The organism is Streptomyces sp. Q2 (genome assembly GCF_056820935.1).
This window is the reverse complement of sequence record NZ_JBXEJE010000037.1, coordinates 1-15,617: the sequence shown is the minus strand read 5'-3', so window position 1 is coordinate 15,617 and position 15,617 is coordinate 1. Positions and strand designations below refer to the sequence as shown.

The window sequence follows — 15,617 nt, the reverse complement described above, 5'->3', positions numbered from 1 at the left end:
TGATCATTGTCCGACATTTCGAACAATGGTCTGTGTGCCCCCACAACTCCACACCTCTGAGCCGCGGAGTATCCATGTCACGCACCCGCACCCGCTGGAGACTCGGTCTCACGGCCACCGCCTTCCTGGTGGCGGCCGGTCCGGTCCCGGCGCCCGCGCACGCCGAGGACGTCACCGACTACGCGATCACCGTCGATCCGACCGCCAAGGGCGCGAAGATCGACGACACGATGTACGGCGTCTTCTTCGAGGACATCAACCGGGCCGCCGACGGCGGTCTGTACGCCGAGCTCGTGCAGAACCGGTCCTTCGAGTACTCCACCGCCGACAACACCTCGTACACCCCCCTCACCTCCTGGACGGTGGACGGCACCGGGCAGGTCCTGAACGACGACGGCCGCCTCAACGACCGCAACCGCAACTACCTCTCCCTGGCCGCCGGTTCGTCCGTCACGAACGCCGGCTACAACACGGGCGTCCACGTGGACGAGGGCAAGAAGTACGACTTCTCGGTGTGGGCCCGCGCCACCGGCGGCACCACCCTCACCGTCACCCTCCAGGACGCCGACGGCACCCTGGCGACCGCCCGCAAGGTCGCGGTCACGAAGAGCGGCTGGGCCAAGTACACCGCCGCCTTCACCGCGACCCGCACCAGCAGCGACGGCCGGCTCGCCGTCGCCTCCTCCGCCGCGGCCGCGCTCGACATGGTGTCCCTCTTCCCGCGCGACACCTACAAGCACCAGTCCAACGGCCTGCGCAAGGACCTCGCCGAGAAGGTCGCCGCCCTGCACCCGGGCTTCGTGCGCTTCCCCGGCGGCTGCCTGGTCAACACCGGCTCCATGGAGGACTACAGCGAGGCCTCCGACTGGCAGCGCAAGCGCTCCTACCAGTGGAAGGACACCATCGGCCCGGTCGAGGAGCGTGCCACCAACTCCAACTTCTGGGGATACAACCAGAGCTACGGCCTCGGCTACTACGAGTACTTCCGCTTCGCCGAGGACGTCGGCGCGATGCCCCTGCCCGTCGTCCCGGCCCTGGTGACCGGCTGCGGCCAGAACAAGGCCGTCGCCGACGAGGCGCTGCTCGAGCGGCACATCCAGGACACCCTCGATCTCATCGAGTTCGCAGGCGGACCGGTGACGTCGACCTGGGGCAAGAAGCGCGCGCAGATGGGCCACCCCAGGCCGTTTCACCTCACGCACCTGGAGGTCGGCAACGAGGAGAACCTCCCGGTCGAGTTCTTCGCCCGGTTCAAGGAGTTCCGCGCCGCCATCGAGGCCCAGTACCCGGACATCACCGTCGTCTCCAACTCCGGCCCGGACGACGCCGGTTCGACCTTCGACACGGCCTGGCAGCTCAACAAGGACGCCAAGGTCGACATGGTCGACGAGCACTACTACAACAGCCCGCAGTGGTTCCTGCAGAACAACGACCGCTACGACTCCTACGACCGCAGCGGCCCGAAGGTCTTCCTCGGCGAGTACGCCTCCTGGGGCAACGCCTTCAAGAACGGCCTCGCCGAGGCCGCGTTCATGACCGGCCTGGAGCGCAACGCCGACGTCGTCAAACTCGCCTCCTACGCGCCGCTGTACGCCAACGAGGACTACGTCCAGTGGAGCCCGGACCTGGTGTGGTTCAACAACCACGCCTCCTGGAACTCCGCCAACTACGAGGTCCAGAAGCTGTTCATGAACAACGTCGGCGACCGCGTGGTCCCCTCGACGGCCACCGGCACACCCTCGCTGCTCGCCCCCATCACCGGAGCCGTCGGCCTGTCTACGTGGGCGACCACGGCGGCGTACGACGATGTGTCGGTCACCGGCGCGGACGGGACGGCCCTGCTCGGCGACGACTTCAGCACTGACGCCTCGAAGTGGACCCACACCGGCGGCGGCAGCTGGAGCGTCCAGGACGGACAGTACGTGCAGAGCGACGTGGCCGCCGAGAACACCATGGTCTCGGCCGGCGACCCGTCCTGGCACGACTACGACCTGCACGTCAAGGCCACCAAGAAGGCCGGCAAGGAGGGCTTCCTCGTCGCCTTCGGCGTCAAGGACACCGGCAACTACTACTGGTGGAACCTGGGCGGCTGGAACAACACCCAGTCCGCCGTCGAGCAGGCCGTGGACGGCGGCAAGTCGACGCTCGTCTCCAAGGCCGGGTCGATCGAGACGGGCCGCGCCTACGACATCGACATCAAGGTGCGGGGCCGACAGGTCACCCTCTACCTCGACGGCCAGGAGTGGGGCAGCTTCACCGACGACAAGCCGGCCGAGCCGTTCCGGCAGGTGGTCACCAAGGACAGGAAGACGGGCGACCTGATCGTCAAGGTCGTCAACGCCCAGTCCTCGGCGGCGCGCACGGCGGTCGACCTGGGCGGCGCGAAGGTCGCCTCCCGGGCGAAGGTCACCACACTGGCCGCCGCGCCGGACGCGGTGAACACGGAGACCGCCACAGCGGTGGCCCCGGTGTCGACCACCTTCGAAGGGGTCGCCGACACGTTCACGTACACCTTCCCGGCGAACTCGGTCACCTTCCTGCGGATCAAGCAGAGGTGACCGGATCGGGCGTGGGCCGCCGCCCCCAGGGGGCAGCGGCCCACGCCCGGCACTCCCGGCGGCCGGAGCGCCGGTTCCGGCACCCGTGGCAGAAAAAGCACCCTTCCCGGTGCGGCGGCGCACTCAGCACCCGGTGCGGTAGGCAGCAGGCCATGGGTGAATCGAATTGCATAAACGTGCATCGCAACGTATAGTCATGCCATTCCAGAGGAGGATGAATTCCCATGGCGGTACGTGCGGCAGTGGCCGGAGCGAGTGGATACGCGGGCGGGGAGCTCCTGCGTCTGCTCCTGGCGCATCCCGAGGTCGAGATCGGCGCCCTGACCGGCAACTCCAACGCGGGACAGAGGCTCGGCGCGCTGCAGCCGCACCTGCTGCCGCTGGCCGGCCGTGTGCTCCAGGAGACCACGGCGGACGTCCTGGCCGGACACGACGTCGTCTTCCTCGCCCTTCCGCACGGGCAGTCCGCCGCCGTCGCCGAACAGCTCGGCCCGGACGTGCTCGTCGTCGACATGGGAGCCGACTTCCGGCTGAAGAACGCCGGCGACTGGGAGCGGTTCTACGGCTCCGCGCACGCCGGCACCTGGCCCTACGGCCTTCCCGAACTGCCGGGTGGCCGCGCCGCGCTGGAGGGGTCCAAGCGCATCGCGGTGCCCGGCTGCTACCCGACCGCCGTCTCACTCGCGCTCTTCCCGGCCTACGCCGCCGGACTCGCCGAGGCGGAGGCCGTCATCGTCGCCGCGTCCGGGACCTCCGGCGCCGGCAAGGCGCCCAAGCCGAACCTGCTGGGCAGTGAGGTCATGGGCTCCATGTCGCCGTACGGCGTCGGCGGCGTCCACCGGCACACCCCCGAGATGATCCAGAACCTCAGCGCGGCCGCCGGCGAGAGCGTCTCCGTCTCCTTCACGCCGACCCTCGCCCCGATGCCCCGCGGCATCCTCGCCACCTGCACCGCGAAGGCGCGCCCCGGCGTCACCGCCGAGTCCGTCCGCGCCGCCTACGAGAAGGCCTTCGCCGACGAGCCCTTCGTGCACCTCCTGCCCGAGGGGCAGTGGCCCGCCACGGCGTCCGTCTACGGTTCCAACGCCGTTCAGGTGCAGGTCGCGTACGACGAAGCCGCCGGCCGCATCATCGCGATCAGCGCCATCGACAACCTGACCAAGGGCACCGCGGGCGGTGCCGTCCAGAGCATGAACATCGCCCTCGGCCTTCCCGAGGAGCTCGGTCTTTCCACGATCGGAGTCGCACCGTGAGCGTCACGGCAGCACAGGGATTCCAGGCGGCGGGCATCGCCGCCGGAATCAAGGAGAACGGCAACCCGGACCTGGCCCTCGTGGTCAACACCGGGCCGCGCCGCGCCGCCGCCGGCGTCTTCACCTCCAACCGCGTCAAGGCCGCGCCCGTCCTGTGGTCCGAGCAGGTCCTCAAGACCGGCCAGGTCTCCGCCGTGATCCTCAACTCCGGTGGCGCCAACGCCTGTACGGGCCCGAAGGGTTTCCAGGACACGCACGCCACCGCCGAGAAAGTCGCCGAGGTGCTCGGTCTCGGCGCCGTCGAGATCGCCGTCGCCTCCACCGGCCTGATCGGCGTCCTGCTCCCCATGGACAAGCTGCTCCCGGGCGTCGAGCAGGCGGCCGAGGCCCTGAGCGAGCACGGCGGTGAGAAGGCCGCCATCGCCATCAAGACCACCGACTCCGTCCACAAGACGTCCGTCGTGACGAAGAACGGCTGGACCGTCGGCGGCATGGCCAAGGGCGCCGGCATGCTCGCCCCGGGCCTCGCCACCATGCTCGTCGTCCTCACCACCGACGCCGACCTGGACAGCGCGACCCTGGACAAGGCCCTGCGCGCCGCCACCAAGGTCACCTTCGACCGCGTCGACTCCGACGGCTGCATGTCCACCAACGACACCGTGCTGCTGCTCGCCTCCGGAGCGTCCGGCGTCACCCCGCAGTACGAGGAGTTCGCCGAGGCCGTACGCGCCGTCTGCGACGACCTCGGACAGCAGCTCATCCGGGACGCGGAGGGCGCCAGCAAGGACATCAAGGTCGAGGTGGTCAACGCCGCGAGCGAGGACGACGCCGTGGAGGTGGGCCGCTCCATCGCCCGCAACAACCTCCTCAAGTGCGCCATCCACGGCGAGGACCCCAACTGGGGCCGTGTGCTCTCCGCGATCGGGACGACGAAGGCCGCCTTCGACCCCGACCAGCTCAACGTCGCCATCAACGGCGTCTGGGTGTGCAAGAAGGGCGGCGTGGGCGAGGACCGGGAGAAGGTCGACATGCGCTACCGCGAGGTGCACATCGTCGCCGACCTCGCGGCCGGCACCGAGACGGCCACCATCTGGACCAACGATCTCACCGCCGACTACGTCCACGAGAACAGCGCGTACTCCTCATGAGCATGACCCGCAAGCACACCGCCCTCCCCAAGGCGCAGATCCTCATCGAGGCGCTGCCCTGGCTGGTCCGGCACAACGGCAAGACGGTCGTCATCAAGTTCGGCGGCAACGCCATGATCGACGAGGACCTGAAGGCCGCCTTCGCCCAGGACGTCGTGTTCCTGCACCACGCCGGCCTCAAGCCCGTCGTCGTGCACGGCGGCGGCCCGCAGATCAGCGCCGCCCTCGACAGACACGGCATCGTCAGCGAGTTCAAGGCGGGCCTCAGGGTCACCACCGAGGAGGCCATGGACGTCGTCCGCATGGTGCTGGCCGGACAGGTCCAGCGCGAGCTGGTCGGGCTGCTCAACCAGCACGGGCCGCTCGCCGTCGGCCTCACCGGCGAGGACGCGCACACCATCACCGCCGTCAAGCACCAGCCCGAGATCGACGGGGAACTCGTCGACATCGGGCGGGTGGGCGAGATCACCGACATCGACACGGGCGCGATCGACGCACTGCTCGCCGACGGCCGGATCCCGGTCGTCTCCTCGATCGCCCGAAGCCAGGACGACGGACATGTCTACAACGTCAATGCTGATACGGCGGCTGCGGCACTCGCTGCTGCTCTGGGCGCCGAAACCCTCATGGTCCTCACGGACGTCGAGGGCCTCTACGAGGACTGGCCGAACAGCGACGAGGTGATCAGCCGCCTCACCGCTTCCCAACTGGAGAAACTGCTGCCGGAGTTGAGCTCCGGCATGGTGCCGAAGATGGAGGGCTGCCTGCACGCCGTGCGCAACGGCGTGACCAACGCCCGCGTCATCGACGGCCGGGTCCAGCACTCGATCCTGCTGGAGATCTTCACCGACGAGGGCATCGGCACCATGGTCGTGCCCGACGAGAAGACGGACGTACCGGACGCACAGGGGGAGTCATGAGCAACGAGGAACTGACCACGCGGTGGCAGGGCGCCCTCATGAACAACTACGGCACTCCGCGGCTGCCCCTCATGCGCGGCGAGGGCACCAGGCTGTGGGACGCCGACGGCAAGCAGTACCTCGACTTCGTCGGCGGCATCGCGGTCAACGCGCTCGGCCACGCCCACCCGGCGATCGTCGAGGCGGTCAGCAAGCAGATCGCCGCCCTCGGCCACGTCTCCAACCTCTTCATCGCCGAGCCGCCCGTCGCGCTCGCCGAGCGGCTGCTCCAGCACTTCGGCCGCGACGGCAAGGTGTACTTCTGCAACTCCGGTGCCGAGGCCAACGAGGGCGCCTTCAAGATCGGGCGGCTGACCGGGCGGACCCACATGGTCGCCACCGACGGCGGCTTCCACGGCCGGACCATGGGGGCCCTCGCGCTCACCGGACAGCCCGGCAAGCGGGAGCCCTTCCTGCCACTGCCCGGTGACGTGACGCACGTGCCGTACGGCGACGCGCAGGCGCTGGCCGCCGCGGTCACCGAGGAGACGGCCCTCGTCGTCATCGAGCCGATCCAGGGCGAGAACGGCGTCGTGGTGCCCCCGGCCGGCTATCTGAAGGCGGCCCGGGCGATCACCGCCGCGACCGGCAGCCTGCTGGTACTCGACGAGGTGCAGACCGGGATCGGGCGCACCGGGCACTGGTTCGAGTACCAGGCCCACGAGGGTGTCCTGCCGGACGTCGTCACGCTCGCGAAGGGTCTCGGCGGCGGGCTGCCGCTCGGTGCGACGGTCGCCTTCGGGCGGGCCGCGGAACTGCTGCAGCCCGGCCATCACGGTACGACCTTCGGCGGCAACCCGATCGCCTGCGCGGCCGGGCTCGCCGTTCTCGAGACCATCGCCTCCGAGGGCCTCCTCGAGAACGTCAAGCAGCAGAGCGAGAAACTGCGGGACGGAATCGAGTCGCTCGGGCACCCGTTGATCGCCCACGTCCGGGGAGCTGGCCTGCTCCTGGGTATCGTGCTCACCGAGCCGCTCGCGCCGAAGGCGCAGCAGGCGGCTCAGGACGCCGGCTTCCTGGTGAACGCGCCCGCCCCTGACGTCGTACGGCTGATGCCGGCGCTGAACCTCGGCGACGACGAAGTGGACGCGCTTCTTCAGGCACTGCCCGGCATCCTGGACGTGGCCAAGGGGGACGGATGATCCGGAGAATGAGTCGACGATGAGCCAGGCGCAGGAGCACGAGCAGACCGCAGGGCCTGCCGTACCGCAGACCCGCACCGCACGCCACCGCCGGATCGTGGACATCCTCAACCGGCAACCGGTGCGCAGCCAGAGCCAGTTGGCGAAACTTCTCGCCGACGACGGGCTGAGCGTCACCCAGGCGACGCTCTCCCGGGACCTCGACGAGCTGAACGCGGTGAAGATCCGCAACACCGACGGCGACCTGATCTACGCGGTGCCGAGCGAGGGGGGCTTCCGTACCCCTCGGGCGCCGTTGGGCGGGTCGGCGAAGGAGGAGCGGATGCGGCGGCTCTCTTCGGAGCTGCTGATCTCCGCGGAGGCCTCGGCGAACCTGGTGGTCCTGCGGACACCGCCGGGTGCCGCGCAGTTCCTGGCCTCGGCCATCGATCAGGCCGAGCTGCACGACATCTTGGGGACCATCGCGGGTGACGACACGTTGCTGTTGATCAGCCGGGATCCGGTCGGGGGACAGGCGTTGGCGGATCATCTGCTGCGGCTGGCACAGAACGGGAACGGACACGGTCAAGGGCACTGAGGGGCCGGGTTCCGGTGGCGTGCCGGGTGCGGCTGCGTGAGGGCCGGTCGCGCAGTTCCCCGCGCCCCAGAGGTCCGCTCGGCCGCGGACAGTCGTGCCGCTTGGGGTCTCGCAGTTCCCCGCGCCCCAGAGGTCCGCTCGGCCGCGGACAGTCGTGCCGCTTGGGGTCGCGCAGTTCCCCGCGCCTGCGAGGTCCGCTGAGCCGCGGGCAGTTGTGCCGCTGGGAGGTCGGGGGAGTTCCCCGCGCCCGTGGGGTCCGCTCGGCCGCGGGCAGTCGTGTCGCCTGGGGTCGCGTAGTCCCCGCGCCCGTGAGGTCCGCTGAGCCGCGGGCAGTCGTGCCGCTGGGGCGGCACGGGTGGGCGCGGCGGCACCTCGTCAGCGCCGGGCTGCGCGACCCACCCCCCAGCAGCCCCCAGCAGCCGAGCCGGTCAGCCCAGCCGGGCCGCCAGGCCGCCCGTGCACCGCACCTCGTCGCCCGCCGTGATCAGGAGCGCCTCCACGTCCGGGAGGGACTCCAGCCAGCCCAGTGCCTCCCGCGAGCCCATCGCGAAGGCCGCGGTCGCCCAGCAGTCCGCCCAGACGAGCCGAGGGGCCACCACGGTGACCGCCACCAGGTCGGTCACCGCGGAGCGGCCGGTCCGGGGGTCGACGATGTGCGTGCCGCGCTCGGCCGTGCCGGACGTGGCGACGGCCAGTTCGGGGACCCCCGCCGCGGAGACCACCGCCGCCAGTCCTCCCGGCCGCAGCGGATCCGACACCCCGACCCGCCACGGACGTTCCGGGCCGGGCACGCCGATCAACTGCACGTCCCCGCCGCCGTTGACGCTCACCCCGGTGGCCCCGGCCTCCGCCATCCGCCGGGCGGCCCGTTCCGCGGACCAGCCCTTGACGATGCCGGTCGGGTCGAGGCGGCCCTCGTAGCGCATGCTGAACCAGCCGTCGCTGACCCGCTCCGCCTCGGCGCCCAGTTCGAGCACCTCGGCGACCATCGGGTCGCAGTCGTCGACGGTCAGCTCGCCCCGGGCCAGCCGGGAGACCTGGCTGTCGCCGCGGTAGGTGCTGAACACCTCGTCGACCCGGTGCAGCCCGGCCACCGCCTCGCGCAGTGCCGCCTGTACCCCACCGGGATCCCCGCCGCGGACGTCAAAGGAGAAGACCGTCCCCATGACCTCCTCCGCATGACGAACCGCGGCGGGAGTATGTGCCGGCTCGGCCACCGTGTCAGCCACCGGCCTGGTCCAGGGCCGACTGCAGGGACTGCTTGTAGCCGGCGCTGGTGTAGGTCGCTCCGGAGACGGCGTCGATGTCCGCGGTGCCGGCCGCGACCGCCGCCTGGTTGAGCTTGGGGACGGCGTTGGCGGTGATCTGGTCGCTCTGGCCGCCCTTGGGTGCCTGGACGGTCTCGGCCTTGGTGATCTTGCCGCCGCTGACCGTGATGCGGACCTGGACCGCGCCGTACTGCGTCTGGGCGGCGTCCCCGGTGACGGTCTTGGCGGCCGGGGCGCTGCCCGAGCCCTGGGAAGCCCCGGACTGGGCCCCCGCCGAGGCCTTCGCCTTGTCCAGGGCCGACTGCAGGGACTTCTTGTAACCGGCGCTGGTGTAGGTCGCTCCGGACACCGCGTCGATGTCCGCGGTGCCGGCCGCGACGGCCGCCTGGTTGAGCTTGGGGACGGCGTTGGCGGTGATCTGGTCGCTCTGGCCGCCCTTGGGTGCCTGGACGGTCTCGGCCTTGGTGATCTTGCCGCCGCTGACCGTGATGCGGACCTGGACCGCGCCGTACTGCGTCTGGGCGGCGTCCCCGGTGACGGTCTTGGCGGCCGGGGCGCTGCCCGAGCCCTGGGAAGCCCCGGACTGGGCCCCCGCCGAGGCCTTCGCCTTGTCCAGGGCCGACTGCAGGGACTTCTTGTAACCGGCGCTGGTGTAGGTCGCTCCGGACACCGCGTCGATGTCCGCGGTGCCGGCCGCGACGGCCGCCTGGTTGAGCTTGGGGACGGCGTTGGCGGTGATCTGGTCGCTCTGGCCGCCCTTGGGTGCCTGGACGGTCTCGGCCTTGGTGATCTTGCCGCCCGCGACGGTGATGCGGACCTGGACGGCGCCGTACTGGGTCGTCACCGCGTCCCCGGTGACGGTCTTGGCGGCCTGTGCGTCGCCCGCGTCCTCGGCGGCGCCCGACCCCGCCGAGGCGTTGGCCTTGTCGATGGCCGACTGCAGGGACTGCTTGTAGCCGGCGCTGGTGTACGTCGCTCCGGACACCGCGTCGATCTTCGCGCTCTGTGCGGCCACCGTCGCCTGGTTGAGCTTGGGGACGGCGTTGGCGGTGATCTGGTCGCTCTGGCCGCCCTTGGGTGCCTGGACGGTCTCGGCCTTGGTGATCTTGCCGCCCGCGACGGTCAGCCGGACCTGGACGGCGCCGTACTGGGTCTTCACCGCGTCCCCGGTGACCATGCCGGTCCCGGCGGCCTGGGCGCCGCCCTGGGCCGACTCCTGCGCCGCGGCCGGGGGCACCGCTCCGCCCGCCGCCGCGGCGGACGGGTCGGACGACGGTTTCAGCGACAGCAACAGCACGACACCGGACACGGTGGCGGCGGTCGCGAGCACGACCCGTCGCAGGGGATGACTCTTCCTCATCGCTTCTACAGCTCCTGAAGTCCCGTCGCTCACATCTCGAACGACTCGTGATGGATGCGGCGGGCGGGCACACCCGCACCGCGCAGTGCTTCGTACACGGACTGCGCGAACCCGGGCGGGCCGCACATGAAGACGTCGTGGTTGTCGAGGTCCGGCAGCTTCTGCCGCAGCCGCTCCGCCGAGATGTCGGGGCGTTCGCCGTCCGGGCTGTTGACCGCGTACATCAGCCGGGCCCCGCGCTCGTCGGCGATGGCCGCCAGCTCGTCCCACAGGGCCAGGTCGTGCGTGCTGTTGGCCCGGTAGAGCAGGGTGATGTCGCCGGCCCCGCCGGGCAGCGTCTCGAACAGCGCCCGCATCGGGGTGATCCCGACGCCGCCCGCGACCAGCAGCACCTTGCCGCGGCTGCGGCGGGCCGCGGTCAGCGCGCCGTACGGGCCCTCGGCCCACACCTTGGTGCCGGCCGTCAGCTCACGCAGCCGCTCGCTGTGGTCGCCGATCGCCTTCACCGTGATCCGCAGCATGTCGGGTCGTGGCGCCGCCGACAGCGAGTACGGGTGCGAGCTGAACCGCATGCCCGGCGCCAGGAACCGCCAGCGGAAGAACTGGCCCGCCTCCGCGCCCATCCGGTGCAGCTTCCGCCCGCCGATCAGCACCGACACGATGCCGGGTGTCTCCTCGATGACCGCCGCCACGTACATCCGGTGCCGCAGGTTGAGCCGGATCGGGGTGAGGATCCGGTACCAGATCACCAGCGCGGTCACCGAGCCGTACAGCCCGTACCAGACGGTCTTCGCGGCCGGTTCGACGGCGAACTCGTTGCCGGTGGTGAGCTGGTGCCAGAACGTCAGGAACACCGCCGCGTACGTCAGCAGGTGCACGTGGTACCAGGTGTCGTACGGAATGCGGCGGCGGACCGGGCCGATCGAGAGCAGCCCGATGAGGAACAGCAGACCGGTGCCGATGGCGGCCTTGCCCATGTCCGGCAGCTGGTTGATGGAGTCCATCGTCTGCTGGACGATGTCGCCGAGGCCCTTGCCGGCCTGGAGGGCGTAGCCCCACATGATCAGGAAGACGTGGGCGACCGTCAGGCAGAGCGTGTACCGGCCGCTCATCGCGTGCCAGCGCGCCACCCGGTCGGAGCCCACCCGGCGTTCCAGCGCGGGCACCCGGGCCATCTGGAGCACCACGAGTGCCATGAGGTAGCCGGCGAGCAGGCCGGTGATCCGGCCCGCGTTGAGGATCTTGCCGTTGTTGTCGCTGATGGACGGGGTGTTGGCCCACCACAGCCACAGCACGCCCGCCGCCCCGGCCCATACGGCGAGCAGCAGCAGGGTCGCCGGGGAGCGGCGCGGGCGGATGCGGCGCATCGTCTGGCGGCGGGCGGCGCGGCCGCCTGCGAGCGTGGTGGTCACGGTTCCTCCGGGGCGGGGCAAGGGGGGTGGCGTGGTCCCTTGGCCCACAGATACGTGCCGCGACGCCCGTGTGTTCAGCCGCCTGCCGAGTCCGGTGCACACTGGAGTGACTGGCGGTAACCCTCACTCGTGCACGTCGCTCCCGAGACCGTGTCGATGTCGGCGCTCTGCGCGGTAAACGCCTCGCTCCGGCACCCGGGCCAGGGCGTAGCCGTCGACGGCGTTCACCGTGCGACTCAGTACCGGATGACCGCCGTACGACCGCTCACCGTTCCGATCGCGATGTGCGGCCCCTTCCCGGCCTGGGCCCACGCGAGGATCCGCCGCATGGCGTCCGCCGGCACCGACACACAACCGGCCGTCGCCCCACGCCCGTTGACGTGCAGGAAGATACCGGCGCCACGCCCGCGCACCGGCTTGGCGTAGTTGAACCCGACGACGAGGCCGTACGCGTACTGCGTCCGGTAGGAGATCAGCCGCTCCGCCTCGGCCGCCCCGCAGTCCGCGGGGCGCGGCTCGACCCAGCGGTTGTAGGACCGGGAGTCGTTGTCCTGGCACCACCAGGAGTTCCGCCGCACCGCCCGGTACGGGTACGTCGTCCCGTCCGGCGCCGCCTTGATCCCGAACGCGTACGGCAGGTCGTACAGCCCGGTCGGTGTGGTGTTCGTCCCCTGCTTGCGTGAGGCGCCCTCCACCAGCCCGTTCGCGCCGAAGCGGGCCTTGGCGGAGCCTGCCTTGGTCCACCGCCCCTCCCGCAGGTCCCACCAGGTCACCGTGCCGGACGTCGAGCCGGTCTTCGCGGCCACCGCCGTGATCAGCTGGCTGCCGCCGCCGGTGTCGGCCATGCGTGCGGGCAGCGGCGGCCCGCCGCCGGGCGCGGCACCGAGGACGAGGAGGGACGCGGACACCAGGGTGGCGACGGCAGCGGAGCGCATGGCAACGACCGTACGGTCGCGCGGCGGCGACGGCAGCGGGGATGGGCCGTTCGGGACCGCCCCCGGGGGGTGCCGTCGCCGCCGGTGTCACCGCTTCCGGCGACCTGAGGGCTCAGGGGCCCAGCGGATTGAGCAGGTCCGCCCTCTCCTTGAAGGCGTACAGCAGCAGGTCGGTCATCCCGAACGTGTCCTTGGCCCTGCGCTCGGCGACCGGGCTGAGGAACGGCTGCCAGAACGGGTCGCGCACGACGGAGTACCGGCTGCCCTCCATGGCGCGGTGGAAGACCTCGGCGACGATGCGCCCGCCGACGCCCGTCAGCCGCCCGCTGCCGTTCACCTCGGCCTCGCGCAGGATGTAGAACCACAACGGGCAGTTCTCGGCGAGCTTCTTGCGGAGCCCCTCGCTGAGCTGGACTCCGCCGACGCTGTCGAAGTCGGACGGCCCGAGTGGCTTCACGCCGAGGAACTCGGCCATCTGCTGACCCGTCGCCAGGCTCATCATGTTCGCCCGGGTGAGGTTGCGGAAGGCCAGGTTCAGCTCGACCGGGTCGGGAGCCGGCGCTCCCCGGCCGCCGAACGAGCCGAGCGGAAGGTCGGCCAGCGGGTTGACCAGCTGGGTGTCGATCCGCTTGGCGAGGTTGAACTGCTCGGCCGGCACGGCCAGGTCGTCCCGGCCCGCCTCACGGAAGTCGAACAGGCGCCGGAAGTCGGCGATCCAGTTGGTGGGAAGCCGCTCGAAGGAGCCCGCCTCGGGGTCGGAGGCGTCGGCGGGCGGCGGAGAGAGGATGCCGCTGGTGCCGGTGAACCGGAAGAGCAGCGGTAGCGTCCCCGCCCCCCTGTCGAAGATCCGGTTCCAGTTGTACGCCCCGCGCACCATGCTGTGGCCCAGCCGGTAGGCGGCCACGGAGAACTCGATCGGCATGGTCGGGCGGTCCTTCTGGCCCGGGTACGGCTCGAAGAACTTCCGGCCCCGGGTGAACACCTCGTCGACGACGCCGGGGTCGACGATCCGGGGCAGGAAGTCGTGGCGCAGCATCCACTGGTAGTGCTTGACCACCGTCTCGCGTGCCGTCTCGAACAGGACCGCGCTCGACACACCCTTGTCGACCAGGTCGGCCACGACCCGGTTGTGGAAGCGGATGAAGGCGCAGTGGACCTGGGCGACGACGAGGTTCTCGTCATTGCGCGCGTCCGGGATCAGCGGCCGGCGCCGCTCGGAGATCAGCGAGCCGGCGCCCACCCGGGGCAGGTCGAACCCGCCGAGGGGCAGGCCGACGATGTGGTCGCCGTCAGGGTCGGGCAGCCCCTGGGTGGTGCCGGTGCGCAGCCGCAGGCCGTCGTCCTCGTAGAAGCGGCGGTCGAAGCGGTGGTCCGGGCCGAGGCCGTAGAGGCTGTCGAGGTCCAGGGCGGGCGAGCGGCCCTGCAGGAGCTGGCCGAGCGTGACGTCGTCCTCCAGCTGCGCGGCCGTGGCGTCCAGGGTCAGGTCGTGGTCCACGAACTGGCCCAGGTACGTGAAGCCCGCCGGAACCGCCGGGTTGCCGGAGTCGGGCTGCGGCCCCGCCTTGGTCATCGCCTCGGCGAGTTCCTTGCGGGCGGCACGGTCGAGGAGCCGGTCCGGCCCGGCCTGCGGGCCCAGCCGGGAGAACTGGAACTTGCGCAGGGCCGCGACGGTCGACGCCGTCCGCGGCTGGGCCGGGCCGTCGTCCGCGGAGCCGGCGAGGATGCCCTCGCCGACCACGAAGTACGCGTCACGGACATGGCGTTTGCTCTGTGGCTCGCGTGTAGGTCGGAACATGATTCCCCCATCTGTTCGTGCGCCCAGGCTAGGTGGGGGAGCACGGCGGACGGGAGAATTCCGTCAATATTCACAAGAGGGCCGTGTATGTATAGATCAAATAAAATCGGCTAAATCGGGCCTAGGGGCAACGGCAGCCCGGGCAGCCCGTCCAGGCTCGTCGCGATGTGTTCCTTCTTCGCGAAGTACTCGCTCAGTGACTCGTCGTCCTCGCGCGCGAAGCGCCTGCCGTGCAGGTCGCGGTCCTCGTCGTACGACATGAAGGGCACGGCGTAACCACAGGAGTCCCGGACGAGTTCGGCCCGCACGACGATGATCGCGCGCAGGCCGTGCGAGGTCGGGTCGATGTCCGGGAAGTGGGCGAGCAGTTCCCGGAAGCGCGGATCGTCGCGGAAGACCGGCTCGCCCCGGCCGTGCACCCGCACGATGTTCGGCGGCCCCTGGAAGGCGCACCACATGAGGGTGATCCGGCCGTTCTCCCGCAGGTGCGCGACCGTCTCCGCGGTGGACCCGGCGAAGTCGAGGTAGGCGACGGTGAGTTCGTCCAGGACCGCGAACGAGCCCTTCAGGCCCTTGGGGGAGAGGTTGACCGTGCCGTCGCCGGACAGCGGGGCGGTCGCGGTGAAGAAGAGGGGCTGCGCCTCGATGAAGGTGCGGAGCCTGCCGTCGATGCGCTCGTAAGTCTTTCCCATGTCTAACGATTATGGGGGAAAGTGTTTTGCCTGTCTAAGGAATTCCGGCATCCGCTTCCTCCGGCCGTACGCCCTTGCCCCCAGACGTCCGTGGCCGCCCCGGCCGGCGCTCACTCGGGGCGGCCACAGCGCCTGTCACGTCACTCGGTGACCGTGCAGGCGGCCAGGGATTCCAGGCCCTGCGGCTTCTCGGCGGTGCGGCCGATGGAGATGGCGATGCGGTCGATGGTCGACGCGCGCTTGCCCTCCAGCGGGCCGACGATCGCGTTCTGCACGAAGTTGGGTCCGCCCTGGCCGACCGTGTCGACCAGTCGCTTGTTGGCCTCGTCGATCTGGGTCTGGAGCAGGGCCAGGTTGCGGTCCACCTCGGCCTGCGCGGAGGCCGGGATCGCGGGCAGCTGGGAGGCGACGTCGGGGCAGCTGATGGCCCCCGCCGCGCCGGCCTCGCCCGCCTCGCCGGCGTCCGCGCCGGCCTCCTCGGTGGCGGTCTCGCTCGGCGTGGCCTCGGCCTCGCCGCC

12 protein-coding genes and 3 pseudogenes are annotated in these 15,617 nt (G+C 70.8%); 6 read left to right on the top strand and 9 right to left on the bottom strand.

Features of this window, described 5'->3' with window-relative positions; translation table 11 throughout:
- Positions 1-74: 74 nt before the first annotated feature.
- From ACWBNA_RS34585 to ACWBNA_RS34560, 6 genes are all read left to right on the top strand, one after another.
- Positions 75-2,558 carry an alpha-L-arabinofuranosidase C-terminal domain-containing protein gene (locus tag ACWBNA_RS34585; protein WP_482708462.1) on the top strand — a complete coding sequence of 828 codons (2,484 nt, stop codon included), beginning with the start codon at positions 75-77 and terminating at the stop codon, positions 2,556-2,558.
- Between the two features lie 224 nt (positions 2,559-2,782).
- Positions 2,783-3,811 carry an N-acetyl-gamma-glutamyl-phosphate reductase gene (argC, locus tag ACWBNA_RS34580; protein ID WP_482708461.1) on the top strand — a complete coding sequence of 343 codons (1,029 nt, stop codon included), beginning with the start codon at positions 2,783-2,785 and terminating at the stop codon, positions 3,809-3,811.
- A complete protein-coding gene (gene argJ / locus ACWBNA_RS34575; RefSeq protein ID WP_482708460.1) occupies positions 3,808-4,959 on the top strand; it encodes a bifunctional glutamate N-acetyltransferase/amino-acid acetyltransferase ArgJ in 1,152 nt (383 codons plus the stop codon). Before argC ends, argJ begins: the two co-directional genes overlap by 4 nt.
- On the top strand, positions 4,956-5,879 hold the full coding sequence (gene argB / locus ACWBNA_RS34570; RefSeq protein WP_482708459.1) for an acetylglutamate kinase: 924 nt from the start codon (positions 4,956-4,958) through the stop codon (positions 5,877-5,879). Before argJ ends, argB begins: the two co-directional genes overlap by 4 nt.
- Positions 5,876-7,060, top strand: coding sequence for an acetylornithine transaminase (locus tag ACWBNA_RS34565; RefSeq protein ID WP_482708458.1), 1,185 nt, complete (start codon positions 5,876-5,878; stop codon positions 7,058-7,060). The genes argB and ACWBNA_RS34565 overlap by 4 nt, the downstream gene beginning before the upstream one ends.
- A 19-nt stretch (positions 7,061-7,079) precedes the next feature.
- Positions 7,080-7,637 carry an arginine repressor gene (locus tag ACWBNA_RS34560; RefSeq protein ID WP_482708457.1) on the top strand — a complete coding sequence of 186 codons (558 nt, stop codon included), beginning with the start codon at positions 7,080-7,082 and terminating at the stop codon, positions 7,635-7,637.
- 428 nt (positions 7,638-8,065) lie between these two features.
- Here the strand turns inward: ACWBNA_RS34560 and ACWBNA_RS34555 are convergent, their stop codons facing one another.
- The 9 genes and pseudogenes from ACWBNA_RS34555 to ACWBNA_RS34515 form a co-directional block, all read right to left on the bottom strand.
- Positions 8,066-8,803 carry an FAD:protein FMN transferase gene (locus ACWBNA_RS34555; protein ID WP_482708456.1) on the bottom strand — a complete coding sequence of 246 codons (738 nt, stop codon included), beginning with the start codon at positions 8,801-8,803 and terminating at the stop codon, positions 8,066-8,068.
- Between the two features lie 55 nt (positions 8,804-8,858).
- The gene (locus ACWBNA_RS34550) at positions 8,859-9,749 is read right to left on the bottom strand and encodes an FMN-binding protein (RefSeq protein ID WP_482708527.1); all 891 of its coding nucleotides are present in this window, start codon (positions 9,747-9,749) and stop codon (positions 8,859-8,861) included.
- Between the two features lie 93 nt (positions 9,750-9,842).
- Positions 9,843-10,082: pseudogene (locus tag ACWBNA_RS34545) on the bottom strand (FMN-binding protein); the annotation flags it as partial.
- 212 nt (positions 10,083-10,294) lie between these two features.
- On the bottom strand, positions 10,295-11,677 hold the full coding sequence (locus ACWBNA_RS34540; protein WP_482708455.1) for a ferredoxin reductase family protein: 1,383 nt from the start codon (positions 11,675-11,677) through the stop codon (positions 10,295-10,297).
- A 74-nt stretch (positions 11,678-11,751) separates the two neighbouring features.
- Positions 11,752-11,877, bottom strand: a pseudogene (locus ACWBNA_RS34535) (FMN-binding protein); the annotation flags it as partial.
- A gap of 36 nt (positions 11,878-11,913) precedes the next feature.
- Complete coding sequence (locus ACWBNA_RS34530; RefSeq protein ID WP_482708454.1) at positions 11,914-12,612, bottom strand: L,D-transpeptidase family protein; 699 nt, start codon at positions 12,610-12,612, stop codon at positions 11,914-11,916.
- Positions 12,613-12,724: 112 nt separating this feature from the next.
- Positions 12,725-14,407 carry a peroxidase family protein gene (locus tag ACWBNA_RS34525; RefSeq protein WP_482708453.1) on the bottom strand — a complete coding sequence of 561 codons (1,683 nt, stop codon included), beginning with the start codon at positions 14,405-14,407 and terminating at the stop codon, positions 12,725-12,727.
- A 110-nt stretch (positions 14,408-14,517) separates the two neighbouring features.
- Positions 14,518-15,099, bottom strand: coding sequence for a pyridoxamine 5'-phosphate oxidase family protein (locus tag ACWBNA_RS34520; protein WP_482708452.1), 582 nt, complete (start codon positions 15,097-15,099; stop codon positions 14,518-14,520).
- A gap of 140 nt (positions 15,100-15,239) precedes the next feature.
- A pseudogene (locus ACWBNA_RS34515) lies at positions 15,240-15,617 on the bottom strand (hypothetical protein); the annotation flags it as partial.